A 26,291-nucleotide genomic window follows, 5' to 3' on the forward strand; every position below is an offset into this window, starting at 1 on the left:
AGAAAGCTTGTTTAGCCTCGTTTTTAAATGTAAGAATTGAAACACTGATATAATATTGCTCACTCAATAGTTCACTGAACCATACCTATGTAATAAGTTTTAAAGGGAGGACTTTGTTAATGTCACATGAACAGTATTAGTCCGCTATTCAATTTTTACATGAGTGTATGGAATCCTGCAACCATTGTTATGATGCATGTCTCAGGAAGACGACGTGAAAAGTGAAAATGATGGCCCAGTGTATTCGTATGGACCGCGAATGCGCAGATATTTGTGCTTTCCTTGAGAAATCCCTTTCCAGTGGAAGTCCATTTGTTTCCGAACTAGCAGAAGCTTGTGCGAGAATTTACGAAGTGTGTGGGAATTAATGTGAAAAACATGACCGTTGTCAAAAATGTACCGAAGCATGCTTTAAATGTCCGGATACATGTAAAAGCATTGCATAAATTCCTTACTAATAGAACATTAATTGAGCCTAGCACTTGTGCTAGGCTTTTTTCTTGATATATTAATATTTATACCCATACTATGTAAGAGTAATAATGTAATTGTACTCATAGAACTGGGGGACTAACAGCAAGATTCTTTGACTCGTTACAATTTGTACCAAAAACCATTGAGATGACCATGCGCTGGTTATGGTGGAGAGGTATGGAACTTTCTTGTCAATAGTAATGATAATAGTAAGGCAACTACGATAAACATCTATCTTTTCTTTTATGTCTATTTTCTAAGGAGAAAAAAATGAATCGAGATGAAGCGTATAAGATTTTATAGAAAAGCAAAATTTCATCTAAGTCAATAATTCTAATCCTGTAACACTCTCTTTTTACATACCTATAACCTTTATCAGCCATAAAAAAGGGCGAAATCTTTTGATTTCGCCTGGAAAATCTTCCGGTTGAGATTGTACTACTCAGCTGAAAGTTCATTCGCTGTAACCCATTTATGGTTGGTGACTTCTTCTCCTCCATCCGTTGGAGTAAAGTCAATTATATAAACGGTAGTTTCCTCAGCTGAATCAATGACAGCCTCTGCTCCATCCATTCCTTCCATGTGGGAAGCACTAAGGGTCACTTCTTCTCCTGGTCCGAAGGCTTTTTCCCCAGCCTCTTCAATTTCTTCATGGATGACCCATTTATGATTCTCCACACGTTCCCCGCCATTGGTAGGATCATAAGAAACAGAATAAGCTACCGTATCATAGGCCCCTACAATCGTAGCCTGTGCTCCTTCCATCCCACTCATATGAGCCTCCTGGATGATCGCTGTACTGCCCTCTTCAAATTCCGGGTTCTCTTCTGCTTTTAGGCCTTCCGGTACTTCACTGGATCCCGAGTGCCCCATACCTTCATGGCTTTCCGAACTTTCCTCCGTATTTTCATCTGAAGATGGTTCTTCGGTTTGGTTTTCATTTTGGTCCGACGATTCCTGCTGCTCTCCTTCATTTCCCCCTGAGCAAGCAGCTAATACAAGCAATAAAACCACAAATAATACGATTAAAAGAAACTTCAAATTTTTCATCTTTATTTTCCTCCCATTCTTCCCCGTTGTTTGTAAAGTTCACCTTTTTAATGTATCCCCCTTATATGCATTTTTTGTGCAGAAAGGCGGGTCATTGAAAATGCTCTTCTTGATTTATTGAAAGGTTTTTGAGGGCGAATTCTTTTGATTTAGCATATATTACCACCTTCTGGTAACACCTCTATCAATATTACTTAATTTCAATGATGTCACAAATTTATCACATCTATGCTGGAAATAATGCACAGTTTCTCAATAAATGCGTGCTACGTTTATAGAGCTAAATCTTATAAAAGGGGACAGTACTATGAAAAGAAAATGGATTATTATTTTGGTTGCATTAGCGGTCATGGGTTCTACGTTTATATACCGGCAATTATCACTGGCTTCGACATCCGATACCGGTGCAACTGCATCAACATCTAAATCGGCTCTGGTCGAATCGCCAGGAGTAGAAACATTGCACGGCGAAGAGGAAGACGGAGTCAAACGTTTTGAATTGACAGCTGAACCGGTGACACAGACTTTCACCAGTGGCTATCAGGGAAAGGCGTGGGGATACAATGGCAGCACGCCGGGTCCGACACTGATCGCAGAAGAAGGCGATAAGGTTGAAATTACGGTGACGAACAACCTCCCAGGAGTAACATCTGTCCACTGGCATGGCCTTAAGGTTCCGAATGACATGGATGGTGTAACCTCTATCCAGAATACACCGACCATTGAACAAGGTGATTCCTTTACGTATTCCTTCACACTCGAACAGTCTGGTACCTATATGTATCACTCGCACACCAATGTGTCCAAACAAGAATTGATGGGGCTCGGAGGAGCTTTTGTCATACAGCCGAAAAAACAGAACCAGCAAGTGGACAGAGATATTGTCATGATGCTTCAGGAATGGACCCTTGAAGGCGCGGGAGGTCATGGTGATATGGAAATGGCGACTCCAACGTCCGAAATGAGTGAGGAAGAACATTCTGTGATGGAAGAAGTGACAGAAAGAGCAGGCGAAGATTCAAAAGCCTATGAAATCAACCCGTTAGGAATGGAGCCGAATACGTTCACCATTAACGGAAAAGCTTATCCGGATACAAAACCGATTCAGGTGAAAAAAGGAGAAACAATACGTCTGCGGTTTACCAATCTCAGTGGCAATTCTCACCCAATGCACATGCATGGCGATGACTTTAAAGTGGTAGCTGCTGATGGCAACCGCATTGATAAATCTGCACAACTCACGAAGAATACTATTAATGTGGCTGCTGGTGAAACCTGGGATGTTGAGTTCACAGCAGAAAATATAGGCAAATGGCCGATTCATTGTCATAAACCTCATCATACCATGAACGCGGATGGTGATACAGGCGGCATGTTTACTGTTATAGAAGTAATAGAATAACTTCTCAGCAAACCATTGATTTAGTCTGTCAATATTTCTCGACGGTCTATTAATCTAAATAGCATGGAAAAGTATATTCTATTTGTATCGATATTCAAGGTAATTACTTAAACGGGTTATGATTATGAAAAACAAGTTGTAATGGGGAAAGCAAAGTTTATCTTATTCTATAACCCTAAACATAGTTAAACTCTCTTAAATTTTGGCTGTGTTAAATGAAGCTGTTGATATATAGGTAATAAATAAGGAACTCCTCAAAAGTTTTCCGCTGCATTGTGAGGATTCCTATCTGCTGTGGTGTTTGGTGATTTTAACGTAAAAAAACAAGACGATTGTACAACCATCTTGTTCAATGGAAAGTGGTTTAATAACTGTTGACGCATGAAGGCAGGTCCTCTTTGGTCGTTTGAGGATGACAATCAGATTCTGGATCTTCTTCCGGTTCTTCTTTACGTGCCACCCATTTGTCCCTGGAGAACTGAATGGCTAACACAATCGCACGGAAAGTGATATCCATTCCGATTGCAATCCATACGCCAAGGAGTCCCCAGCCAAGTTTGATACCTAACAGGTACACAAATAATGTACGAACCGCCCACATGCCGACTCCTGTTAAATACATCGGAAATTTTGTATTATTAGCCCCTTGAAAGGCTCCAGTCAGGACAATGACAACCGCTAAGAACGGCTGGAAGACACCGGAAACTTTCAAGGCTGTGCCGATATTATTGACAACCGTTTCATCCTCCGTGAAGAAAGAACCGGCCCACTCTCCGAAAAAGAAAAGAATGGCCCCGAATAAGGTCATGATTCCGAAAGCCAGATAAACCCCTAACTTCGCATATAATTTTGCTTCCTGATACTTTCCGGCACCAATTTGTTGTCCGACAAGGATTGTGACAGCCGTGGCAAAGCCAAACCCAAGCATATAGGAAAAGACTTCAATATTTCCGGCGATTTGATGGGCTGCAAAGACATTCGTTCCTAACGCTACAACTAACCCAAAATAGACAATCTGGCCTGCCCGCATGATCAATCTTTCTCCAGCTGCCGGACTTCCAAGGACAAACAGCTCCTTCAGGTGGTCTTTGTCCAAGTGCCAATAGTCACTGCGCACTTTAAGCATATCAGATCTCTGAATATACCAGAACAGACCGATGGAGCCCAAAATACGGGAAGTGACTGTAGCTACCGCTGCCCCAGCAATCCCCCATTCAGGAAAAAACCAGACACCAAAGATAAGTAAATAATCCAGCCCTGCATTAATCAAGTTGACTACTATAGCTACATACATAGGTGCCTTCGTATTTCCCGCTCCTCGCAAAATTGCACTAAGGACAAACATAAATGCCATAAAAATTGATGGAATGGCGACAATTCGGAAGTACAGGGAACCGGCTGCAAGCACATTTTCCTCTATTCCCATCAGCTGCAACAGAGGCTCCGCAAAGAATAAAGTCACTAAACCTGTTAATATCCCTAAAATAGCTGCTACAACAATCGACTGCTGAGCAATATGTCTTGCTTTTTCTATCTTTTCCGCTCCTAAAAAATTGGCGATATAGACGTTCGCTGCCACCCCCAATGCCATGAATACTGCAAAATAAATAGCCAATACAGCATTCGTCACACCTACGGCAGAAACTTCCGCAAGTCCTATCTGGGACACAAAGTACGTATCTACAAATCCCAGAATCGTCTGGAAGAAGTTTTCAATAACTGCTGGGAGCGCCAAGACCAAGATTATTTTTATTTTTTCTTTGTTTGTGGCCGCCTCATCAATACGGGCATTCTCTATATGTGTAGGCATGCTATTCTTCTCCTTCCCTTCCCTTTCATTTCTTTTATATCTAGTCGTTCCCCCGAAGAAGATATAGGTAAACACCTATTTGATGTTCACCTGTTCCATAGCAGGTTATATATAATCTATACACTTATAATTTTTAGAAGTGATAAAATGATCAAATTAAACCAACACAAAAAACAATTCGCAGGTATGCCAAAGAAAAATAATGAACAAGCAACGAACAACTTGAAATATTTAAGCACCAAGAACATTACCAGACTGGATAAGTGCCCCGGTGGAATTAGCAGTCATGACCTCTCAGCTGATATGGACGGCAACGCATGAAGAAAACCGTCCTGGGACCATTATTTTTTCAGCAGTGGACAGCTGGCAGTTGACTTTGGCAAGCGCGGACTTAATTCATCATCCGAACAACGGACCGGTTCTATTGATTAACGACGAGTCCATTCCTAAATCTACGATGAATGAAATCATTCGCCTGCAGCCTAAAGGGAACAGTGAAGGAACACAAGTGAAAGTAATGGGGGATGTTTCGGAAAATGTATTAAGTGCACTCGAAGATTATTCCATTGATCAAATAAATGATGATAACCCGGCAAGCTTTGCATCAGAAGAAACAATAATGATAAAGATAAGGATTTTTCAATTATAGCTACCTATTGGATCGCTCACATGCCGGAACCTGTCCTATATGTTTCAGAAGACAAGATACCTGAATCTACCAAAGATGCAATTAAAAAACGAGAAAATCCTAATATGTATATTTTAGGTCCACCTTGGTTGTTTCTGAAAAAGTAGAAAAGGAACTGAAAAAATTAGGGAATGTTACAAGGATTAAGGGAGAGAACCCGAGTGAAGCTGGTCTCGAATTTACCCAATTCCAAGATGGAGAAAACGGGTTCGGGTGGGGCATTAATAATCCGGGTCATGGTTTCTCGTTTATATCATCCGAAACACCGATTTTTTCACTGGTTACCGCACCGCTCGCGCATCTAGGAAAGCATGCACCATTACTGGTTTTAGAGAAAGGTGATATAACAGAGAACGTCGATAGGTATCTTGCAAAAGTAAAACCTGTCTTTGAAGAAAGCCCCATGGGGACCTTATAATCACGGGTTTATCTTAGGTGCTCTCGATGATATCTCCTATGAAACCCAGGGGGTAATTGACATTAAATTAGAAATCGAGCATAAAAATGGCGGAGGCCATCACTAAATAGTTAACAAAGGGCTGTCCGGAAAAGTATACTCACGACTTTAGGACAGCCCCTGTTAATGGTTGACGAGCTAACTTACTTTGCCATCGGTTATACCACCAACAAATCCTAGCCTGGTTTAGTAACCTGTTATACCCTTCCGTTAATAAACCCTTTACTAAAGAAAATAGATAACCATAGACCTCAAATGTGGTGGCTATGTTTCCTAGTAAATCTTCTCTGGTAAAGATTAAAATAACCTTTGTATTAATTAACTCCTTCTTCAGTCATTATTCAAATCTGGAGGAATACACATGAAGGTAAGGAGGAATGACTGTTATGATTCTGAAAATGATAGACTTAAGTTTAATGGCTGAACACCTACCTGTTCATAAAGCTGAAATGGATAAATTAGCATCGTATATATGCAGCATTCAAAACACAGAAATTAAGCAGGTAGCTACAGAACAATACATGATCATGAAAAACCATGTGAAGGTTATGGTTGAGCTTATGAATCCCGTTCAAAATGAAACCATTGGAATCAATGACTTACATAAATGGGAACCGGTTCAGATAAACTGTCACCAAATCTCCGTAGGCATGAGTCAAGAGAATATATTAATTGAACTCAAGAATACTGCAGAAACAATGGCTAATAAAAATTTTAATTCAGGACTAAGGATGAAAGTCGAAAATGTCCGTAATATTCATGTTCATATGGCTCTGCAGCAAATGATGATCCTCAATCGTTATATCGCCTTAATGGATAAATTAGCGAAAGATACAGCTCCAGTGAGTTCCCGAAAAGAGCAGGAAGAAACATATCAGACGTTTAAAAACTTGTTTAACCTGTGACAAGTAAAACTATTTACTTTCAATGATAAGTATTTATTCTAATTAAAAATGGGAAGCGATTTTTTGTCATACTTAAACCTTTATTTAATAGCATATTTATCCTAACAAACCCTATACTCCTGTTTAATTTGGTAAAGTGCACTTTTTCAGTTTATATAAGTTATTTGTATGTATTTAAATTGATGAAACCATGGGTTGCATTACTTCTAACCGCTGTTCTTATATGACTGGATATTGACTGGATACTGTTCATAAATATTGATAGCTTATTTAATCTCATTCTTAAACGTAACGTTTAAAACACAGATAGAATAGGTGCTTTCACCTCTTTTAATTATGTATATAATATACTCAGGGAATGGGTGGAATGATGTAATTCCATCACCCCTATTCTATGAAAGGATGGCGAGCATTAGCTCGTCATCTTTTTTTATTACTAAAGTTTTTACTGTACTATGATATGCAACTAAAGCAATAGCGTATTGTGAGTGCCTTACTACACCACGTTAACACTTAGCAGAGTGGGGGCGGCCACCGACAACAAGAACATAAGGCAGAAAATATTGATGTCTTTGACTTCAGCTTAACGGATGAAGATAAAGCAGCTATCGCGACCTTAAATATTGAAGAAAGGCAGTTTTTCTTACATGCTGACCCAGATATGATTAAGATGCTTGACGAAACTAAGTTAGGTTTATAAGAGTGATTCTATTATAAATTTTTAGAATTGTAATCGCATGAAATCCGTTTATTTAGCAATATTTATATGACATAGAAGGGTTGGATGCCGGCTCTCCGAAGAGCGTCATTCGCAGTTGCAGGGAGGTCCACTTGTTAGAGGATGAAGAGGCCGTATTGGCTTTGGAAATGGTAAATGCTCGTAATTTGACCGTCCATACCTATAATGAAGAAGTGGCCATTAAAATCCACAAAAATTTGTCCCGGTATAATAACCTTCTCCATCAATGGGTTGAACTTATGAATGGTAAAGTGATGGAATAGCTAATAAAGATAAAACCCCAGACGTTAGTAACTACTTCTAGTTTGTGAACCAAATATTTTAAAAAACGCATTATCCCAAATGGGTAAAGATCTATTTCTTTTATTCTGAATTCTGATGATGTTTTTAGTGACTGGATACTGTTCATAAAGTATTAAAGCTTATAGTGGTTTATAAATTCATTTTGCGATGGAAACCTTGGTATAACAAGGTTCTGAGGGTCTTATTATTATCCTATTAAATAGTCGAGTGAATGGGCGGCATGATGTAATTACATCTTCCCCTACTCTATAAAAAAGATGGCGGGAATTTGCTCGTCATCTTTTTTTTATAATTCTTTCCTCTTTTATAAAAGGGGAATTACACGAATTAGTGGAATGCATAGAGGAAGAGAGTAAAGAAAACTTAACCTTTTGCAGAAATTATTGGAGGAGGAAACAATGGGTGGATAAAATGATCAGCGAAGTAATTTCCGTATCTACGGACCCGGAACGAATAGACGAAATCATAAAACAAGCGAAGAAAAACAAGGCAGCGATTGATAAGAATCAACAGGTGTACTTTGATGAAAGTAAAAACAAACAAACGAAACAAGAATATTATGCGTCTGTTGATTTTTCGGATCCAGCCAACAGCACGGCAATAGAAAAGGTAATGGAACTAATCCAGTCGACACATAATAATTTTTTACGATACGACCCGAGCTCATACGTTTATCCTTGGGTAGACCTGCGACCTGATGGCAAACTGCAGAGCATCTATTCGGGAGAGATAAGAGAGCCGGAGGATGTCATACAGGAAGATTATGCTGCTTCCCAAAAACGTGAACAAGAGATAAGAGCAAACAAAGACGAGGGTGAGAATCTGCTGAAAGTGATGGCAGAGGCCGTTACCACCTTTAAATACAATTGTGAACATGCCGTTCCGCAATCCTGGTATGACGCGCAGGAGCCCATGCGAGGCGACCTGCATCATTTATTTACGTGTGAACCTCTCTGTAATTCAATCAGAAGTAATTATCCTTATCATGATTTTCATGATTATCCAGCTGAACAAGAGGCGGGGGTTCTTCGAATCGAGGATCAATGCGGAAAAGCGGAGGATGAATTATTTGAACCGGAGTTCGCAAAAGGGACGGTGGCTCGTGCGATGCTTTATTTTTTGGTGAGATATCCGGATGGTTTGGAAATGAATCAAAAAGAAAGAATAGATGTGGGTCTTATGCTTGATTGGCATAGGAATGAACCACCTGAAGTTTATGAACTGCACCGTAATCAGGCGATTTTTGAGCTTCAGGGAAATCGGAACCCGTTTATTGATTATCCGGTTGAGATGGCTGATTTATTGAGAAATAAACAAAGATAACTACCATCGTAATAAACCCTATCTAAAAATAAGGCAGGCATTTTTTCTTGAGGTCCGTCACCGAAATGGAAAATTACTAATCTATAATATAAAAAGGCCCCTGCTAAGCATTGATATACTTATCAGGAACCATTGAGCGTTAATATTATAGATTCAAGATGAATAATTTGTCGCGTGTCATGGATTCAATACTGCGGCGTATTCCTTGAGACCCCAGGCCGGAATTTTTAGCTCCTATGAAAGGGAAATGGTCAGGCCCGCGTTCTGTTTTGGCGTTCATTTGCACGGAACCTACATCTAGTTTTGTGGCAATTCCCCTGGCTTTTTGGACATCTTTTGTAAAAATACTTGCTTGCAGACCGTATTCTGACTGGTTGGCAAGCGATACAAAGTCATCTTCTTCGTTGATACGAATGATCGGTAGGACTGGACCAAAAGGTTCTTCCCATGCCACATCCATATCTGAACTTACATGATCTAATAATGTTGGATAAACTAAATTATCCTCACGTCTATTGCCAGTAATGAGCTCTGCCCCCTTGTTTATGGCATCATCGATCAAATGTTGTACAAAGTCAGCGGCATCGTTATTAATCAAGGGAGTGACTGTCGCATTGTCTTCAGGTGTTCCGACCGAGAGAGCTTCAACTTTCTGCTTTATTTTCTCTGTTAGATCATTAGCGATAGTGTCAGCTACTAGAACACGCTTAATTGCCGTACAACGTTGACCTGAATAAGAGTAAGCACCACTGACGATGTGTTCAGCTGCTAGCTCAAGGTCAGCATCCTCCAGAACGATCGCTGGATCCTTACCGCCGAGTTCTAATACAACAGGAATCATTTTTGCTTTTTGAGATATTGCTTGTCCTGTTTCTGTACTCCCTGTAAAAGTAATCATATCAATGTTCGGGTGTGTAACTAGAAAATCACCAATCTCTGAACCTTTTCCGGACACAAATTGAATGATATCAGAAGGTAGTTTTGTTTCGAGCAGTGCTTCGGTCATCAGTTGACCGCTCAACGCCCCTTGAGAAGCTGGTTTAAAAACAACGGCGTTTCCGGAGATGAGTGCGGGAGCAATTTTGGAAGCTGCTAAATTAACCGGATAGTTGAATGGAGATATGGCGAGGACAACACCGAGTGGCTCCTGCTCCACCATTGCCATTTTGCTTGATGATCCGCCTCTGGAAGAATCCCCTTTCAACATTTCACCATGGATACGGCAACCTTCCTCAGCGGTGTAACGGATTAGATCTGCTGTCCGTACAACTTCTTTAATAGCGGAATCCAGGTTTTTACCTACTTCTTTAGAAATTACGTCACCGATTTGATCTTGTTTTTCAACTAATCGATCTGCCCATTCGTGTAAAATATCTGCCCGCTTATATACCTCTGTTGCGGACCAACTCTTTTGAGCTTCACTTGCCTGTTTTATTTTATCGTCTACTTCCTCTTGGGACATCAAAGGAAGAGAGCCAAGAACTTCGTTTCCAGAAACTGAATAGACCTTCTTTTCATTTTTGATTGCAATGCTGATAACTAATCAATCCTCCTGATATATTTGATTATTCTGATTATTAAGTATATTTAAAAGACCTGCAAACTTGGAGTAAGCGGTAACATCAATCATTTAAACGCTTACATTTTACATAAAGTTTAATATACTCCATTATCCTTTCATTTTGGCATAAGTGGTGAAAAATGAAATTCGAAACAGAGTATTCGAATAAACGTAAGGTAATAGGGGTGTTTAGTCAGATGAAGAGAGTAAGAAGTTAAGTAAATGTATATTGGATCTTAAACTTCTTTGTAATATCCTGGTCTTCCATAGTGATTATCTTCATCAATGTCTTCTCCAACCCGCTTATTAAAAGCAATCCCTCGCCCCATAACGATTACTTCCTGCTTGTTTTTATAGATCCAAACCCACTAAAAATACGGCAAATAAAAGTTATCACAATGCTAATGAGGTTATCTCATGTATAGTTAAAGTATATGCAGGAAGTGAACGCAGGCCGAAATATAACCAAGGGGGAAATAGAATGCGAAAGATAATCTTATCGACCGAAAGCGGTGCCGACTTACCGGATGATTTAGCTGAAAAGTACAAGGTTCAAGTAGTTCCCATGCACATTATTATGGGTGGAAAGGATTATTTAGACGGTTCTTTGCCAGTTCAGGATATTTATGATTATTACAGACGTACGAAGAAAATACCCTCTACTACCTCCACAAATGCTCATGAGTATCAAGAGTTTTTCGCAACGATAAGGAATAATTTCCCAAATTGCATCATTATCCATGTTGGTTATACATCAAAAGCGTCTTCTTCTTTTCAAAATGCTGTCATTGCTGCGGAAGAATTTGAAGACATTTTTCTCATTGATGCTCTGAACGTTACTGGAGGATTAGCTGGGATCGTATTGTATGCCGCTGATTTATTAGAAAAAGAACCTGGCATTGAACCGAAACGCTTAGTTGAAAAAATACAGGCGATCGTTCCTAAATCAAGGCTGGCTTTCATCCCAGGTAACCTGGAATTTCTTAAAGCGGGAGGACGGGTAAGCAATATGGCTTCTCTGATCGGAGCTCTGTTGAAAATAAAGCCATGCATAGAGTTGAAGGATGGAAAGCTTGTGTCTACAAAGAAGTACCGCGGGAAAATGAGTAGAGCTACGGAAAAACTCTTGAATGATTACTTAAATGAATTCAACATCGATAGACAGCAGCTTTATTTTATCTACTCCATCGGACTCGATGAAAGGATCAAGCAGCGGATGGAGGAAGTTGCCAAAGGAAATGGCTTCCAAAATATAAGATGGATCCAAGCGGGCGGTATGATATCGACTCATTCTGGAGCCGGGGGCTTTGGGGTAGCAGGATTAGAGCAATAGTACGGGCTGGACTAGAGAGTGTGTAGAGAGAGGATCTGTCCTATAACTTTTGAATACTAGTAATCACACAATGTTAAAGCCGAGTCCAAAAGCTGAAATGAGATTAATTATCTTTGATCCTGTTGCTAAATTAAATAGCTCATAACAGAATTCAAAAGGTGCTCCCCTATGGAGAAGCACCTTTTTATACAGAATATTTATTGACTGAAAGCGTCCCGTGAAACCAACTTAAGTTATAAAGTTATAGTGGGCGATCATCAAACTCATAATGAACAGGTCCAGGGGCAACTCGTGCATTTTCCAACGCGGGAGTATCTGGTCTTGCGATTCGGTAGACAGCTGCTCCTACGATTTGCGTCGTTTCTTTCAATTTCTCTTTACTAATTTTATCTAGCGTATCTTGAGGGGAATGATACCACGGCTCAAGAGGCGCGTGGATAAACAGTGCGGCAGGAATTCCCTCCATATAAAACGGCACATGGTCACTGCGGCCAAGCTGTCCGTATTCGACCACTTCTGCCACTCTTGCACCTGCAGATGCGCCTAAATCTGTGACTAGATTTTTCTCTCCATCCGGTGTGAACATAATCAGGTCACCAGAGTCGCGGCTTCCGATCATATCCATTTGGAAGTGAGCGGCTATTCGGTTGATTTCATCATCTTTGAGTGTACTGACGTAGTGATAGGAACCGAGTAAACCTTTTTCTTCCGCTCCAAAGGTCATAAATCGTAACTCTGTGTCCGTAGGAGTTTTCGCCATGATTTTAGCCAATTCTAAAACTCCGGACACACCGGAAGCATCATCATTGGCGCCTGGTCCGCCTGCTACGGAGTCGTGGTGAGCACCAACTGTGACAATTTGTCCTGTATCTTTATTTTTGTGTGGTTTCATGGTTGCGATCACGTTATACGATGTTTGATCGATGGGTCCTGCATCTTGTACTGATACTTCAGCAGTGACTTCTTCTGACTGAAGTTGATTTACGAGGGACAGACCAGATTCCCGGTCAATCGCAACAGCAGGTATGTCCTGTCCTTCATATGTAGAACCGAAATCATTGCCTTCTGTTCCTTCCCGGTTAAACATAATGACTCCTACAGCACCTTTATCGATCACGTTTTGAATTTTTTCATAAAAACTGATTTCGCCTCTTTCAATCAAAGCGATTTTGCCAGAAACGGTATCCGGCACTTCCTCAGCGGAAGCCAGACCCGCGTACTCCAGGGGAGCTTCGACTGTGCCGTTTACAGATCCATTAAAGGTGTGAACGGCACCAGCAAATTCTGAGCCATTGACTGAAATGGTGGAAGTTCCTCCGTCCCACGCTTGGAAGGTGAAAGGCTGCAATTCTGTTTCATATCCATAGCTTTCAAATTCGCTTTCAATGTACTGTACGGCATCATATTCTCCTTGGGTTCCTGCTTCCCTGGGCTGTTTAGAGAGCAGGTCTACCCGTTCGTAAAGACGCTCGGCACTGATTTTTTTAATCATCTTATTATCAAAGGCGTGATCAGCTTGTTCATTTGGAGCAGGCGGATTAGCAAAAGTGACACCAGGCATGGATCCTAAAACAATTCCAGCGGACAACATCAGGGGGATGGCTTTTTTAGACAATTCAATGTCCTCCTCTTATATCATAATAAAATCGTACTATTGCTAGTTTAGCAGAATTGTAATTATCTGGTTTTTTGTAGAATAGGGAAGGGCGGATGGTGTTCTTGTCCTTCTTACCTATAAGATAAAGAAGAATTTTGAGGGAGGATGTCGAAATTATAGTTCGTCGTGGGGAAAGGATGATATATAGAAATGTAACTTGTAAAAAACTGTTACTTAGGATTCATTTTGTTTTTTTGCACCCTGAACGAACTTGGAAAATCAATTTCCCTTGTAAAATAACGATCATTTGAGAAGATCTCCTCACCTTGAATATCACGGCCCTTTCCTTTTGATACGTTGATTCGTCCATCATGTAGGACCTACAGGCTCTCCGGAGGAAGTAGCAGCGCTCGTAGCTTTTTTTGCAGCAGAGGAGGAGGGTTTTATCACAGGGCAGGATGCCCCAGTTGATTCTACCTTCAAATCTTGGCCATTTTGTCCATGAAGAAAGGGGGGGGTCTATAGACCCCCCTTTTTCTTTATAATTTTGAGCTAAACGTTTTCCATCACCAGATTAAAATTGCACACCGCACTCTCCGATTGAAGTAATCGGATTCATCCTGGCTGTAAATGTCGTTGAAAAGGTGTGTCCCATATTATCGTTAGCCATTACTGTCCATGTCCCTACATTCCCAGGACTGACGGTCACTTCAATCAGTACTTCAAAGAGTCCGGTGAACAGGTTCCCGCGTCCTAAAGCTGTTCCACGAACCCTCGCAAAAGTATCAGTGATGCAGTCAATTTCAATTCTTCTTCCTTGAATGAAATTGATTGTTGTCCCACCTGAACCGAAGGTGACATTGAAGTTATCCACCGCAGGGTTACACATCGGACTTGCGGTAAAACATTGGACCGCTGTCACGTTTATGGTCCCATCCAGTGTGGAAGGCACTCCCTGATTGGTAATTTCTACAGTTGCAGGCGCCCGGTTCCCCTGTACTCCGATTCTGAATTTACAAGGGCATTCGACTTCCGGACATTCAACTTCTGTTCCTGCGTGGGCTTCGAAGAAGAACCCTAAGGCTTCTGCAGTAGCTGAAACGTCAATCGCTACAAGGGGAGTACCTGGAAGAACGGTGACTGTGGTGGAAAAATCTCCATTCGCATCCGTAATGGCGGGGTTCGGGTCATAGAAAACGACATCCTCAGGAAAATCACTGAAAAACACTTCCGCTCCCTCGACAGGGGTACCCAGGGGACAACTGAGATTACCTGTGATGATGGCGTCGCAAGTAATCAATTCAGGTACATTTATTGTTAACATGGTCGATCACACTCCACAAATACGTCTACAGAATTGGAGATCGGTTGGCCTTCCACCGTCGCTGAAGCTGTGATTGTTATCGTTTGAGGTGGTGTTTCATCTTCTAAGATTACACCGGCAAAGTAGTCTCCTAAAGAACCAGTGACCACTGGGTTCGGATCAAACGTCACGATTGCAGGGTTGCTGCTTTCAAGAGTAACGGCGACTCCTTCGATGACCCTGCCGTCACAACGGACACGTCCACTGACAAACCCGTCACAGAAGATTTCCTCTGGTGCAAACAATTCAATGATACAAGGGTCTGTCAAGCATTGAACGATTGTTGGGAGCGATGTTTGAATCATTTCTCCATTGACAACTGTTGTAGCCGTAATCACAACAGGAGTCGGCTCAGTCACAGCCTCGATGATGGCCTCTACTTCAAAGTTTCCGTGATCATCTGTGAACACAGAGTCCGGCACGAAGTCTACAATGGCTGGTTCAGCACTAAAAGTCACTTCTGCTCCTTCAATTTCATCGACATCTCCACAAATCACTTTACCTGAAAGGAAACGGTCGCATACAATATCGGCGGGAACGAACAAATGAATTTCACAGGGGTTACACATGAAATTAATATCTGCTGCGTCGATCGTTCTCTCCAGTGTTTTTTGCTGTATGACCCAATCGTACACCTTTGCGACTGATACGCAGGCCGATTCCTGGAGGCGTGTGCGCGCTAGTGTCTTTGGTTTTACAACGTCAGAATTGCACTCCTCCTCGTCTTCCTTGTCTACTTCTTGAGCTTCCCTTCCCAGCGGGAATAATGGAGGGCACTGATTGGGGACAGAAAAATCGCAAGAAGGAGGAGTGATTGGTTCTCGGGGCTGGCAGAATCCAGCTTCAACCTCGATGACTACATCTGCCTCTGTCTGTACGCTAAGGCACACATTGAATTGGATATCCAAGGACTCGAACTCTCCATCACGGCAATTGACACAAGGCTGGCATTCGAACTCCATCACCTCACAGGAGACCGTTGTACCATCCTGCGCACAGAGGATCAATGTTTCTACAAAACAAAAAGGAATCGGGTCTGATATGCACAGGGAGTCTTCATCTCCTACTTCTATGACGACATACCCTTCGCTTTTGATTCTCACTATTTGAAGCATGGCCTGTTCTCCTCCGGGTAAGAGGACCTCTATATTCTCACGGCCACCTTGCTGCTGGAGCTCTTCGCAAGTGGGGGCGTCCACAGGTATTCCTTCCATATTGGTCAAATAGCACCTGAGAAACCCGTCATTAGCTAAAAGCTCACATAAGTCTGGGTTCATTCTTAACAAGCTCCTTTCCTGTTAATACGTTCCTCCCATGCAGATGGGATAAGGATGATAAGTAGTGGGTGAAAAGTACTGGTTCGGCATGAAAGATTCCTTCAATATCCTATGTGATAGAGGGCTATTCGTTTTAACCAAATGCCTACATGAAGGGAAATAATCGACTCAAGTAAAGAATGAAGACTCATGATGAGTGAAAGGTGGAGTTGATGGAAGGCGGTTTAAAGGGTTCCAGTATGGATGTATGTGTTTTTCTTAAATACTTACAATTGCAAAATAAATCATGAGTATGTACAAGAAGATGGCGGAGGTCTATTTAAATCCAGCGGCATTTGACTTTTTAGCTTTGACTTTTAGTATTGCATGTTCCAAAATATAGGTTGGATAAGAGGTGAAACGATGTCAGATAAAATGAATAATGTGCGTGGGTTCAGTATGGCCCTGAAAGCATTGATCGTCTTAGCTGAGAATGAAAGCCGCTGCCCGAGCGGGAAACTTGCGGAGAAGCTGGAGTCTCAATCTGTTTATCTTCGTAAGATCCTGACTCATCTGGTTAAGGCGGGGATAATAAGTGCAAAAGAAGGCCGGGATGGTGGATACGCCCTTAGTAAAAAAACAGAAGACATCAAGCTATCTGAAGTATATGAGGCGATTCGTGCTGAGACTGTCGTGAAGGATTACTTTGAAACGGAAGGGAAACACTGTTTCTCAGGAACTTCCCAACAATCTCTTTGTGACTTACAAAGAGAAATGGAGTCTTGGATAGTAGAAGGTTTACAGTCAAAGTCCTTATCGGATTATACCGAACAGTAAAACGAAACGATGACCGTTTCGTTTTCTTTTAATAAGTAACTGTATTTGACAAAGTAACAGTTAACGCTCTATACTGTATTTGTTAAAGATACAGTTAAGGGAGTGGAAACTCATGTCTCACAAAACAATGACCAAAGAAGAATATCTTAATAAAGTAAAAGAAATCGATACGACGAAGGAAGCGCCGAAAGTCCTTGATGATACGGATTTTCTTACAATAGCTAAAGAACGACGCTCTGTACGTCAGTACGACCCGGGCTACAAGATCGAACGTAAAGAAATTGAAGAGTTGTTGGAAACCGCCGCGCTGGCACCCTCATCTTCTAACCTGCAATCATGGCGTTTCCTTGTCATAGACGAGCAGGATGAGAAGGAGAGGCTGCTTCCCATAGCGAATAATCAGCAGCAAATTGTGGATGCTTCAGCTGTCATTGTTGTTCTTGGGGATAAGAAAGCGTATAAAAATGCCGATCAAATTTATTCTCAAATTGCTGAAAAAGGCAATATGCCGAAAGATGTAAAAGACATGTACGTGAATAGTATCTTCGACAACTATGGGAACTTCCCTGAAGAGCGTCTTGCTAAAATTGCTCACATTGACGGTGGGATCGTTGCGATGCAGTTCATGCTCGCTGCCAAAGCGAAAGGATATGACACCGTACCAATGGGAGGATATGATGAAGAACAGTTTCTAAAAGCCTTTAATGTTCCTGAAGAATATACTTCTGTTATGCTGATCTCCCTTGGTAAAGGGGTCAAAGCAGGTTTCCAGAAAACACGTCTTCCTCTAGATAGTGTTGTGCAGTGGAATCGTTACGAATAAATCAGAAAAGGTCATCCCTAGTGGACGACCTTTTTTATTCAAGGAGCATTCATAAGAATACTTTAATTGAAGAGATACCTTACCGTCGGATCAATTCTGCTCTCACAATAGGAAGTAGTAAGAGATTGTTTTATACTTTCGTCATTTCCTCCAATCAATGGAATACATTTTAATGGAGGGGAAGTGACGGATATGATCTTAAAAATGATCGATCTAAGTTTGATGGCTGAGCACTTAACGGTTCATAAAGCTGAACTGGACAAATTAGAGTCTTTGATTTGCAGCATTCAAGAACCAGAGATCAAACAGGTCGCGACAGAACAATATATGATTATGCAAAATCATGTGAAAGTGATGGTTGCACTTATGGACCCATCTCAGAATCAGATGATCGGAATTAAAGACTTACATAAATGGGAACCTGTCCAATTTAGCTGCCAGGGAATTTCCATAGGTATGACGCCGGAAAGTACACTTACCATTCTCAAAACTTCTGCAGAAACGATGGCAAACAAGAATTTCAATTCGGGACTGAGGATGAAGGCGGCAAATGTACGTAATATTCATATTCATATGGCCTTGCAGCAAATGAAGATTCTCAATCGCTACCTTGAGTTAATGAATAAATTTATGAAAGACCGAGCGCCGGAAAGTTCGCGGGAGAAGCAAGTCCAAACCTATGAGACATTTAAGAAAATGTTCAAACTATGAGGGAGAGAGATATAATCATTCTTCGTTAAGTAGAAAAAAAGAATCTCAGCACAGGAAGCGCCCGTCCCCTACACGAAAGCTAATGTAAGGGTGCGGGCGCTTTTTTTCTTTGAATTCCTTTTGACAGCCTTCAAAAGACATGTTAGTGTTAAAAACGTTAAATAAATTCTTAACAAACTTAATTCACTTCAGAATTGGAGTTGATCAAATGAACGTAAATTTAAAACTTAAACAATACATCAATGGGGAATGGGTAGACGCAAATTCAGAGAATACGCGTACAATTATCAATCCATTCAACCAAGAAACAATCGCCGTTGTTCCAGAAGGCGATGAAACAGATACAAAAGCAGCGATCGCTGCCGCAAGGGAAGCTTTCGATCACGGTGAATGGCCGACGACTCCGGCAACGGAACGTGGAGCGATCGTTCGTAAGATTGCGGAATTTATCGAGAGAGATAAAGAAGAATTGGCTTATCTGGAATCACTGGATACTGGTAAAACAGTAGAAGAAAGCCGTGGAGACATGGACGATATCGCTGGCGTCTTCCGTTATTATGCAGAGATTGCTGATAAGAATGGCGGCGAGATCATCGATTCTCCAGTGCCAAACTCCATCAGTAAAGTTGTTCACGAACCGGTTGGTGTTTGCGGGCAGATTACCCCATGGAATTATCCTCTACTTCAAGCGTCCTGGAAACTGGCTCCAGCACTTGCAACAGGAAACACATTAATTATGAAGCCAAGTGAAATCACGCCGCTAACGCATATCAAAGTATTTGAACTGATTGAAGAAGCGGGCGTACCTGCTGGTGTGGCGAACCTCGTTCTTGGTTCAGGGGCTACCGTAGGTGCAGAGTTGTCCAGCAACGAAGATGTCGACCTTATTTCTTTTACCGGAGGTATCGTGACAGGGAAGAAAATCATGCAGGCGGCAAGCTCAAACGTGAAGAAGCTCGCTCTTGAGCTTGGCGGGAAAAACCCGAATGTTATTTTTGCTGATGCTGATTTTGACCTTGCTGTCGATCAAGCGTTGAACGGCGTATTCTTCCACGCAGGACAGATCTGTTCTGCTGGGACCAGACTGATCGTAGAAGAAAGCATTCACGATGAGTTCGTAAACGCGCTTGTCGAGCGAGTGAAGAAATTCAAACTCGGAAGCGGATTTGACGAAGATACCCAAATGGGACCGCTGATTTCTGCTGAACACCTTGCGAAAGTTGAGAAGTATGTAGAATCAGGAGTTGAAGAAGGGGCTACGTTAGCCGTTGGCGGTAAACGCCCGGAAGACCCTGAATTACAAAATGGATTCTTCTTCCTGCCGACAATTTTCACTGATTGTACAACAGACATGACCGTTGTCCAAGAAGAAGGGTTCGGTCCGGTAATTACAGTTGAGAAGTTCACGAAAGAAGAAGAAGCTGTGAAACTTGCGAATGACTCCATCTATGGCCTTGCTGGCGGTGTCTTCACAAATGATATCGCAAAAGCAGAGCGCTGTGCTGCGAAGATGCGCATGGGTACGGTATGGATTAATGAATTCAACCTGTACTTCCCACACGCCCCATGGGGTGGGTACAAGCAGTCCGGAATTGGGCGCGAACTAGGTAAATTAGGTATTGAAGAATATACAGAAACGAAGCATATTTTCCAAAACCTTAAACCAGAACAAATCAACTGGTTCTAAGCTGACCATTTATTTTAAACATTCATGAACAAACCAGATAAAGGAAGAAGGGTTTTTTGCACCTTCTTCCCGACTAAAAACATCAAGGAGGAATATTAGATGGCTATGATTGAATCTTATGATTATGTAATCGTTGGTGGCGGTAGTGCAGGTTCTGTAATGGGAAACCGTCTAAGTGAGGATGGCAAAAAAAGCGTACTTGTACTAGAAGCAGGACGCAGTGACTATTCTTGGGATTTATTGATCCAAATGCCTGCAGCTCTTCCGTTCCCTTCAGGTAAAAACCTTTATGACTGGCAGTACGAATCCGATCCAGAACCATATATGAATGGACGCCGCATCCCTCATGCACGAGGAAAGGTTCTCGGAGGTTCCAGTTCCATTAACGGGATGATCTACCAACGCGGAAACCCGAAGGACTATGAACGCTGGGGTGCCGATGAAGGTATGACAAATTGGGATTGGGCTCACTGCCTTCCATATTTCAAGCGTCTGGAAAATGCATTGGCATCTCCTGATGATGATATGCGCGGTCATGATGGTCCAATCAAATTGGAGCGCGGTCCAGCGAAAAATCCTCTATTCCAAGCCTTCTTTGATTCAGCTGTAGAAGCTGGTTATAACCGCACACCTGATGTTAACGGATTTCGTCAGGAAGGGTTTGGCCCGTTTGATAAGCATGTGTACAAAGGGCAGCGTTTGTCCGCATCCCGTGCTTACTTGCACCCGGTCATGGACCGCGAAAACCTGACTGTTAAGACACGTGCTTTTGTTACGAGCATTGACTTTGATGGCACAAAAGCAAAAGGGCTAACGTATAAGCGAAATGGAAAAATGCATCAAGTAGAAGCGGAAGAAGTCATCCTTGCCGGTGGTGCGATCAACACGCCACAGCTGCTTCAACTATCTGGTGTAGGCGATGCGAAGCACCTTCGTTCCCTTGGCATCGATCCAGTCGTTGATCTTCCGGGTGTAGGGGAAAATCTTCAGGATCACCTTGAAGTTTACGTCCAGCACGCATGCCCGGTTCCTGTTTCCGAACAGCCGAACCTTCAGAAACGACGCATGCCTTGGATCGGCCTGCAGTGGATGCTTGGACGTACAGGTCCAGCTGCGACGAACCACTTCGAAGGCGGAGGTTTCGTCCGTTCCAATGATGAGGTCGACTACCCGAACTTGATGTTCCACTTCCTTCCGGTAGCGGTTCGTTACGACGGGCAGAAAGCACCGACAGATCACGGTTTCCAAGTGCACATCGGACCAATGTATTCTGATGCCCGCGGATCATTGAAGATTAAATCAAAAGATCCGAAAGAGCATCCGAGCATGGTGTACAACTATCTTTCTACAGAACAGGACAAACGTGAGTGGATCGAAGCGATTAACATCACTCGTGAAATTATGTCCCAGCCTTCTATGAAGCCTTATAACGCTGGCGAAATTTCACCTGGTCCTACGGTTCAAACAGAGGAAGAAATCCTTGAATGGGTAAGAGAAGATGCGGAAACGGCTCTTCACCCATCTTGTACAGCTAAAATGGGACCTGAATCAGATCCAATGTCTGTTGTAGACCCGGAATCTATGAAGGTTCACGGACTTGATAACGTACGTGTAGTCGATGCGTCTGCTATGCCGTATGTTACAAACGGCAACATCCACGCACCTGTATTAATGTTGGCAGAAAAAGCAGCAGACTTGATCCTTGGACGTAAGCCACTGGATCCAATCGATGCGGATTACTACCAGCACGGTGTTCACCCAGCTGATGCAGGGACAGTTCCTAAATCCAAATCTAAAGCTGTAACAAAATAAAACGTAAATGGAGAAGGTCTCTTCAAAATGTATGGCTAGTGAAGCGTACATGGATGAAGGAGAGCCTTCTCTTTTTTGTTGTTTTTAATAATCTTGATGGGCTTTCATAAGGAACATTCTTGAAAAAAAACGTTCCATCCGTTGTTTGGATGGAACGCTTTTTGTACAGAAGGAGCATCGCTCAATTAACTGTACTGTGGTTCTTTTCGGGACTTCTTCCGTTCACTGCGAATGGTTGACTGCGCGGCTGCAAGCCTGGCGGATGGCACGCGGAAAGGGGAGCAGCTTACATATTCCAACCCTAAGTCAAAGCAGAATTGGATGGATTCTTTTTCTCCTCCATGTTCTCCACAAATCCCTGTTTTCAGTGCGGGATTTATTGCTTTGCCCAGTTTCACACCATTTTCCACAAGTTTCCCGACACCATCCTGATCTAATGAAACAAATGGATTTCTTTTTAGTACATCGCTATCTACATAATGCTGGAGAAACTTCCCTTCTGCATCGTCTCGACTAAATCCATACGTCGTTTGAGTTAAATCATTGGTTCCGAAAGAGAAAAAGTCTGCTTCTTCAGCAATCTGATTGGCGGTGAGTGCCGCGCGCGGCGTTTCAATCATGGTACCAATAAGGTAATTGAATGCTAGGCCTGTTTCCGTCTGAACGTGTTGGCTGATCCGGATGACCAACTCTCGCATTTCTTTCAGTTCATTCACATGACTGACCAGAGGTATCATGATTTCAGGTTTAACTGTGATTCCTTTTTTCATGACGTTAGACATCGCCTGGAAAATGGCCAAGATTTGCATTTCGTAAATTTCAGGATGGATCATACCTAAGCGGCAGCCACGAAGGCCTAACATCGGGTTCGATTCTTCTAATAATCGTACTTTTCGTAAAAGGGTTTGTTTTTCCTGCAACTCGTTTGAGTCAGGACTAGTGATTTGCAGTTTTGTCACATCAACGAGCAGTTCTTCTTTGTCCGGCATAAATTCATGAAGCGGTGGATCTAGTAATCGTATGGTGATGGGGTGTCCCTGCATCGTTTCAAAAATTTGTTCGAAATCTTGTTGCTGCATGGGTAGGAGTTGATCGAGTGACTCCTTCCGTTCCGTTGTTGTTTCAGATAAAATCATGCTTTGAACCGTAGGAATGCGAGAGGCATCCATAAACATATGCTCGGTACGGCAAAGTCCAATGCCGCCGGCTCCAAATTCCAAGGCTTTCGCAGCATCTGTTGGATTATCAGCATTCGCTCGTACTCCGATCTTTCTTTCTTCATCTGCCCAGCGAAGCAGCAATTGGAATTCATCGGAAAGTTCCGGTTCAATCATTGGAATTTCACCGAGGAAGATTTCTCCTGTCGAGCCGTCAATCGTAATGATCTCTCCCTGGTTCACAGTCGTATCCCCTACGGCAAACTGTTTGGAGTCTAAATGAATTTTAAGAGAGTCACAACCGCATATGCATGCTTTCCCCATCCCTCTAGCTACCACGGCGGCATGGCTTGTCATTCCGCCTCGGCTCGTAACCGTAGCTTGAGCAGCGACGATTCCATGGATGTCATCAGGAGTCGTTTCAGGACGAACAAGGATGACCTTTTTTCCATCCTTTGAAAGCTTATCGGCTTCATCAGCATCAAAAACGACTTGGCCTGTGGCTGCCCCAGGAGAAGCGGGTAAACCTGCGGCTAATTTTTCTCTCTTGTATTCAGGGTCGATGCGGTGGTGGAGCAGTTGATTGAGCTGATCGGGATCGACACGTAAAAGGGCTTCGCGTTGATCCATAATTTTTTCTTTTACCATTTCAACAGCGATCCGGATGGCTGCCTGGGCGGTTCGTTTCCCTGTCCGCGTTTGGAGAATGAACAGCTTTCCGCGTTCTACTGTAAATTCAATGTCCTGCATATCTTTGTAATGGTCTTCTAATAACTGGCAGGTATTCACCAATTGTTGATAGACATCCGGCATTTCATCCTTGAGCGTCGCAATCGGCTGAGGCGTACGAATTCCTGCCACGACATCTTCTCCCTGGGCATTAATCAGATATTCTCCATAAAGCTTAGACTCACCGGTGGAGGGGTTGCGTGTGAAAGCAACCCCCGTGCCGGAATCCTCTCCCATATTTCCGAAAACCATGCTCTGAATGTTGACAGCTGTACCAAGGTGACCCGGAATTTGATGAAGGCGGCGATACAGGATGGCCCGTTTGTTATTCCATGAGTCAAACACGGCTTGGATCGTAAGGAAAAGCTGTTCTTTTGGATCCTGAGGAAAGCTCCGCTTCGTATTTTTGAGCACAATCGATTTAAACGCTTCAATCACTTCTTTCCAATCTTCGGCTGTGAGTTCTGTATCGGATTGGTATCCTTTTTCTTCGCGGATTTCTTCCAACTGTTGTTCAAAAAAGTAGTTTTCTATATCCAGGACAACATTTCCGAACATTTGAATGAACCGGCGATAGGAATCATAGGCAAAGCGAGCGTTATTCGTAAGTTCCGCCATTCCTTTAACCGTTTCATCATTCATTCCAAGGTTCAAAACGGTATCCATCATACCTGGCATGGAATGTACGGCACCTGAGCGTACAGAAACGAGAAGTGGATTGGTTGGATCCCCTAATTTTTTGTCTGTTTTCTCTTCAAGGACTTGAAGGGATTGTAATACTTGGGATTCGACTTCTGATGAGATGACTCTTTCTGCATCATAATAGGCGTTACATGCTGCTGTCGTAATCGTAAAACCATAAGGTACTGGTAAACCGATCCTTGTCATTTCCGCTAAGTTCGCACCTTTTCCACCCAGAAGTTCCTTCATACCACTTTCAGATTGATCAAACATGAATACAAAATTGTTTTCCATTAGGCAAAGCTCCCCCTTTTATTAAACATGGCCAGAATGATGTCGGCTGTCTCTTCAATCGCCTTATTGGAGACATCGATCACTGGACATCCAATCTTCTTCATAGTGTCTTCTGCACACGTCAATTCTTCAAAGATCCTATTCAATGAGGCATAACTGGCTGAATTTGTTAGTCCCAGCCTTTTTAATCGTTCTTTACGAATGTCATTTAATTTTTCCGGTGAGATGACTAATCCAATGCATTTCTTCCTAGGTATTTTAAAAAGTTCTTCAGGAGGCGGGACCTCCGGGATGAGAGGTACGTTGGCTACCTTGAATTGTTTATTCGCTAGATACATAGAAAGAGGAGTCTTTGAGGTTCTCGACACGCCGATGAGAACAATGTCTGCCTGTTTCAATCCTCTAACTTCCTGACCGTCATCATATTTCACAGCAAACTCAATGGCTTCCACTCGTTTGAAATAGTTCTCATCCAACTTTCTCATCTGTCCAGGTTCGCGGTTAGGCTGCCTATTGAACTTTTGAGTGAAGGCATTCATCAAAGGATACATTAAATCCACAGCAATGATTTGTTCTTCTTCAGCTCTGTGGTCCATGTATTCCTTTAACTCAGGCAGGACGATGGTGTAGGCAATGATGGATGGACGATACTTCGCCAAAGTGATGACATTATTAATATCCTGCTTGTCTTCCACATAGGAAAAGTGCTGGATCTCAACATCCTGACCAAAAAATTGACTCGCCACAGCTTTTACCATTAATTCAGCTGTTTCCCCGACTGAATCTGACACGATATAAACCATTTCTTGATTAGTCACAATCCAACTCCCTCACTATTAGTCATACAGGAAGTAAATGAAATCGCTGGTGTGTATGTACAGCTCACTACTTTTTCATACTTTCCCGATTAATATGTCACACTAATATTGTGATAATGAATAAATGTGACATACTATTACTGAATAGTATAGTATCATTGTTTGCGGATAGATACAACAAAAAGATCGTTTATTGTCATTGTTAAAAGACTTGGTGGCTTGGCGGTGTAATAGAGCAAGTTGTCTAAAGTTCTAAAGCGTAATATAATGGAAATTAATCTTGTACATAAAGGAGGGAAAATCATGCCTACTTTCACCTTAGACATCAAAAATGAGGACAAACACCTGCTTTTTATGATGTCTATTATTGGAAATTCAGCTGTCCTAGGGACAAGTGTGTCCTTTTTTAGCTGAATTCCATAGTGTGAACGTACGTATGATTTCCTTTAAATAGCGGAAGCTGCCACACGGGATGATCACG

Annotated in this window: 21 protein-coding genes and 1 pseudogene; 13 read left to right on the forward strand and 9 right to left on the reverse strand. The window is 42.2% G+C overall.

All coding sequences use genetic code 11. The features are described 5' to 3' along the window. Positions 1–167: 167 nt before the first annotated feature. Positions 168–446, forward strand: a pseudogene (locus ACJA3J_RS02775) (four-helix bundle copper-binding protein). A 466-nt stretch (positions 447–912) separates the two neighbouring features. Here the strand turns inward: ACJA3J_RS02775 and ACJA3J_RS02780 are convergent. Next, the gene (locus tag ACJA3J_RS02780; protein ID WP_153464243.1) at positions 913–1,524 is read right to left on the reverse strand and encodes a YdhK family protein; all 612 of its coding nucleotides are present in this window, start codon (positions 1,522–1,524) and stop codon (positions 913–915) included. A 307-nt stretch (positions 1,525–1,831) separates the two neighbouring features. Between ACJA3J_RS02780 and ACJA3J_RS02785 the strand changes: the two genes are divergently transcribed. Beyond that, positions 1,832–2,926, forward strand: coding sequence for a multicopper oxidase family protein (locus ACJA3J_RS02785; RefSeq protein ID WP_237648677.1), 1,095 nt, complete (start codon positions 1,832–1,834; stop codon positions 2,924–2,926). Positions 2,927–3,290: 364 nt separating this feature from the next. Here the strand turns inward: ACJA3J_RS02785 and ACJA3J_RS02790 are convergent, their stop codons facing one another. Further along, a complete protein-coding gene (locus ACJA3J_RS02790) occupies positions 3,291–4,736 on the reverse strand; it encodes an MATE family efflux transporter (protein ID WP_153464245.1) in 1,446 nt (481 codons plus the stop codon). Positions 4,737–5,007: 271 nt separating this feature from the next. Between ACJA3J_RS02790 and ACJA3J_RS02795 the strand changes: the two genes are divergently transcribed. The 5 genes from ACJA3J_RS02795 to ACJA3J_RS02815 all read left to right on the forward strand — a co-directional run bounded on the left by ACJA3J_RS02795 (position 5,008) and on the right by ACJA3J_RS02815 (position 9,151). After that, positions 5,008–5,385, forward strand: a complete 378-nt coding sequence (locus tag ACJA3J_RS02795) for a hypothetical protein (protein WP_153464247.1) — start codon at positions 5,008–5,010, stop codon at positions 5,383–5,385. Between the two features lie 124 nt (positions 5,386–5,509). Beyond that, positions 5,510–5,842 carry a hypothetical protein gene (locus ACJA3J_RS02800; RefSeq protein ID WP_406945448.1) on the forward strand — a complete coding sequence of 111 codons (333 nt, stop codon included), beginning with the start codon at positions 5,510–5,512 and terminating at the stop codon, positions 5,840–5,842. 425 nt (positions 5,843–6,267) lie between these two features. Beyond that, positions 6,268–6,786 (forward strand): hypothetical protein, encoded by a 519-nt coding sequence (locus tag ACJA3J_RS02805; protein WP_153464249.1) that lies wholly within the window; start codon positions 6,268–6,270, stop codon positions 6,784–6,786. Between the two features lie 780 nt (positions 6,787–7,566). Beyond that, a complete protein-coding gene (locus ACJA3J_RS02810; RefSeq protein ID WP_406945449.1) occupies positions 7,567–7,788 on the forward strand; it encodes a nucleotidyltransferase substrate binding protein in 222 nt (73 codons plus the stop codon). 451 nt (positions 7,789–8,239) lie between these two features. After that, entirely contained in the window at positions 8,240–9,151 is a 912-nt protein-coding gene (locus tag ACJA3J_RS02815) for an endonuclease (RefSeq protein ID WP_406946256.1), read from the forward strand. A gap of 145 nt (positions 9,152–9,296) precedes the next feature. Here the strand turns inward: ACJA3J_RS02815 and ACJA3J_RS02820 are convergent, their stop codons facing one another. Together ACJA3J_RS02820 and ACJA3J_RS02825 are read right to left on the reverse strand one after the other, a co-directional pair. Further along, a complete protein-coding gene (locus ACJA3J_RS02820; RefSeq protein WP_406946257.1) occupies positions 9,297–10,688 on the reverse strand; it encodes an NADP-dependent glyceraldehyde-3-phosphate dehydrogenase in 1,392 nt (463 codons plus the stop codon). Between the two features lie 260 nt (positions 10,689–10,948). Then, on the reverse strand, positions 10,949–11,071 hold the full coding sequence (locus ACJA3J_RS02825; protein ID WP_406946258.1) for a CAT RNA binding domain-containing protein: 123 nt from the start codon (positions 11,069–11,071) through the stop codon (positions 10,949–10,951). Positions 11,072–11,193: 122 nt separating this feature from the next. On the opposite strand from ACJA3J_RS02825, the gene ACJA3J_RS02830 reads away from it, so the two are divergent. After that, entirely contained in the window at positions 11,194–12,045 is an 852-nt protein-coding gene (locus tag ACJA3J_RS02830) for a DegV family protein (protein ID WP_406945450.1), read from the forward strand. A 241-nt stretch (positions 12,046–12,286) separates the two neighbouring features. Here the strand turns inward: ACJA3J_RS02830 and ACJA3J_RS02835 are convergent, their stop codons facing one another. The 3 genes from ACJA3J_RS02835 to ACJA3J_RS02845 all read right to left on the reverse strand — a co-directional run bounded on the left by ACJA3J_RS02835 (position 12,287) and on the right by ACJA3J_RS02845 (position 16,282). Next, positions 12,287–13,660: a M28 family peptidase gene (locus ACJA3J_RS02835; RefSeq protein ID WP_406945451.1), complete on the reverse strand. Its 1,374-nt coding sequence runs from the start codon at positions 13,658–13,660 to the stop codon at positions 12,287–12,289. 556 nt (positions 13,661–14,216) lie between these two features. Continuing rightward, positions 14,217–14,966 (reverse strand): hypothetical protein, encoded by a 750-nt coding sequence (locus ACJA3J_RS02840; RefSeq protein ID WP_406945452.1) that lies wholly within the window; start codon positions 14,964–14,966, stop codon positions 14,217–14,219. Further along, positions 14,960–16,282: a hypothetical protein gene (locus ACJA3J_RS02845; RefSeq protein WP_406945453.1), complete on the reverse strand. Its 1,323-nt coding sequence runs from the start codon at positions 16,280–16,282 to the stop codon at positions 14,960–14,962. Before ACJA3J_RS02845 ends, ACJA3J_RS02840 begins: the two co-directional genes overlap by 7 nt. 402 nt (positions 16,283–16,684) lie before the next feature. Here ACJA3J_RS02845 and ACJA3J_RS02850 point away from each other — a divergent pair, with 402 nt between their 5' ends. The 5 genes from ACJA3J_RS02850 to betA all read left to right on the forward strand — a co-directional run bounded on the left by ACJA3J_RS02850 (position 16,685) and on the right by betA (position 22,131). Further along, positions 16,685–17,098, forward strand: a complete 414-nt coding sequence (locus tag ACJA3J_RS02850; protein ID WP_406945454.1) for an RrF2 family transcriptional regulator — start codon at positions 16,685–16,687, stop codon at positions 17,096–17,098. A gap of 112 nt (positions 17,099–17,210) precedes the next feature. After that, positions 17,211–17,921: a nitroreductase family protein gene (locus ACJA3J_RS02855; protein WP_406945455.1), complete on the forward strand. Its 711-nt coding sequence runs from the start codon at positions 17,211–17,213 to the stop codon at positions 17,919–17,921. 192 nt (positions 17,922–18,113) lie between these two features. Beyond that, positions 18,114–18,632, forward strand: a complete 519-nt coding sequence (locus ACJA3J_RS02860; protein ID WP_406945456.1) for a hypothetical protein — start codon at positions 18,114–18,116, stop codon at positions 18,630–18,632. Between the two features lie 208 nt (positions 18,633–18,840). After that, a complete protein-coding gene (gene betB, locus ACJA3J_RS02865) occupies positions 18,841–20,319 on the forward strand; it encodes a betaine-aldehyde dehydrogenase (RefSeq protein WP_406945457.1) in 1,479 nt (492 codons plus the stop codon). A 105-nt stretch (positions 20,320–20,424) separates the two neighbouring features. Beyond that, positions 20,425–22,131 (forward strand): choline dehydrogenase, encoded by a 1,707-nt coding sequence (betA, locus tag ACJA3J_RS02870; RefSeq protein WP_406946259.1) that lies wholly within the window; start codon positions 20,425–20,427, stop codon positions 22,129–22,131. A 185-nt stretch (positions 22,132–22,316) separates the two neighbouring features. Here betA and ppdK read toward each other — a convergent pair whose 3' ends face one another. Both ppdK and ACJA3J_RS02880 read right to left on the reverse strand, forming a co-directional pair. Continuing rightward, positions 22,317–24,992, reverse strand: a complete 2,676-nt coding sequence (gene ppdK / locus ACJA3J_RS02875) for a pyruvate, phosphate dikinase (protein ID WP_406945458.1) — start codon at positions 24,990–24,992, stop codon at positions 22,317–22,319. Next, complete coding sequence (locus ACJA3J_RS02880; protein ID WP_115894521.1) at positions 24,992–25,810, reverse strand: pyruvate, water dikinase regulatory protein; 819 nt, start codon at positions 25,808–25,810, stop codon at positions 24,992–24,994. The genes ppdK and ACJA3J_RS02880 overlap by 1 nt, the downstream gene beginning before the upstream one ends. Positions 25,811–26,291 lie beyond the last annotated feature (481 nt).

It is taken from the genome of Halobacillus sp. SY10, from assembly GCF_045401165.1.
In the GTDB taxonomy this organism is placed as follows: domain Bacteria; phylum Bacillota; class Bacilli; order Bacillales; family Halobacillaceae; genus Halobacillus; species Halobacillus aidingensis.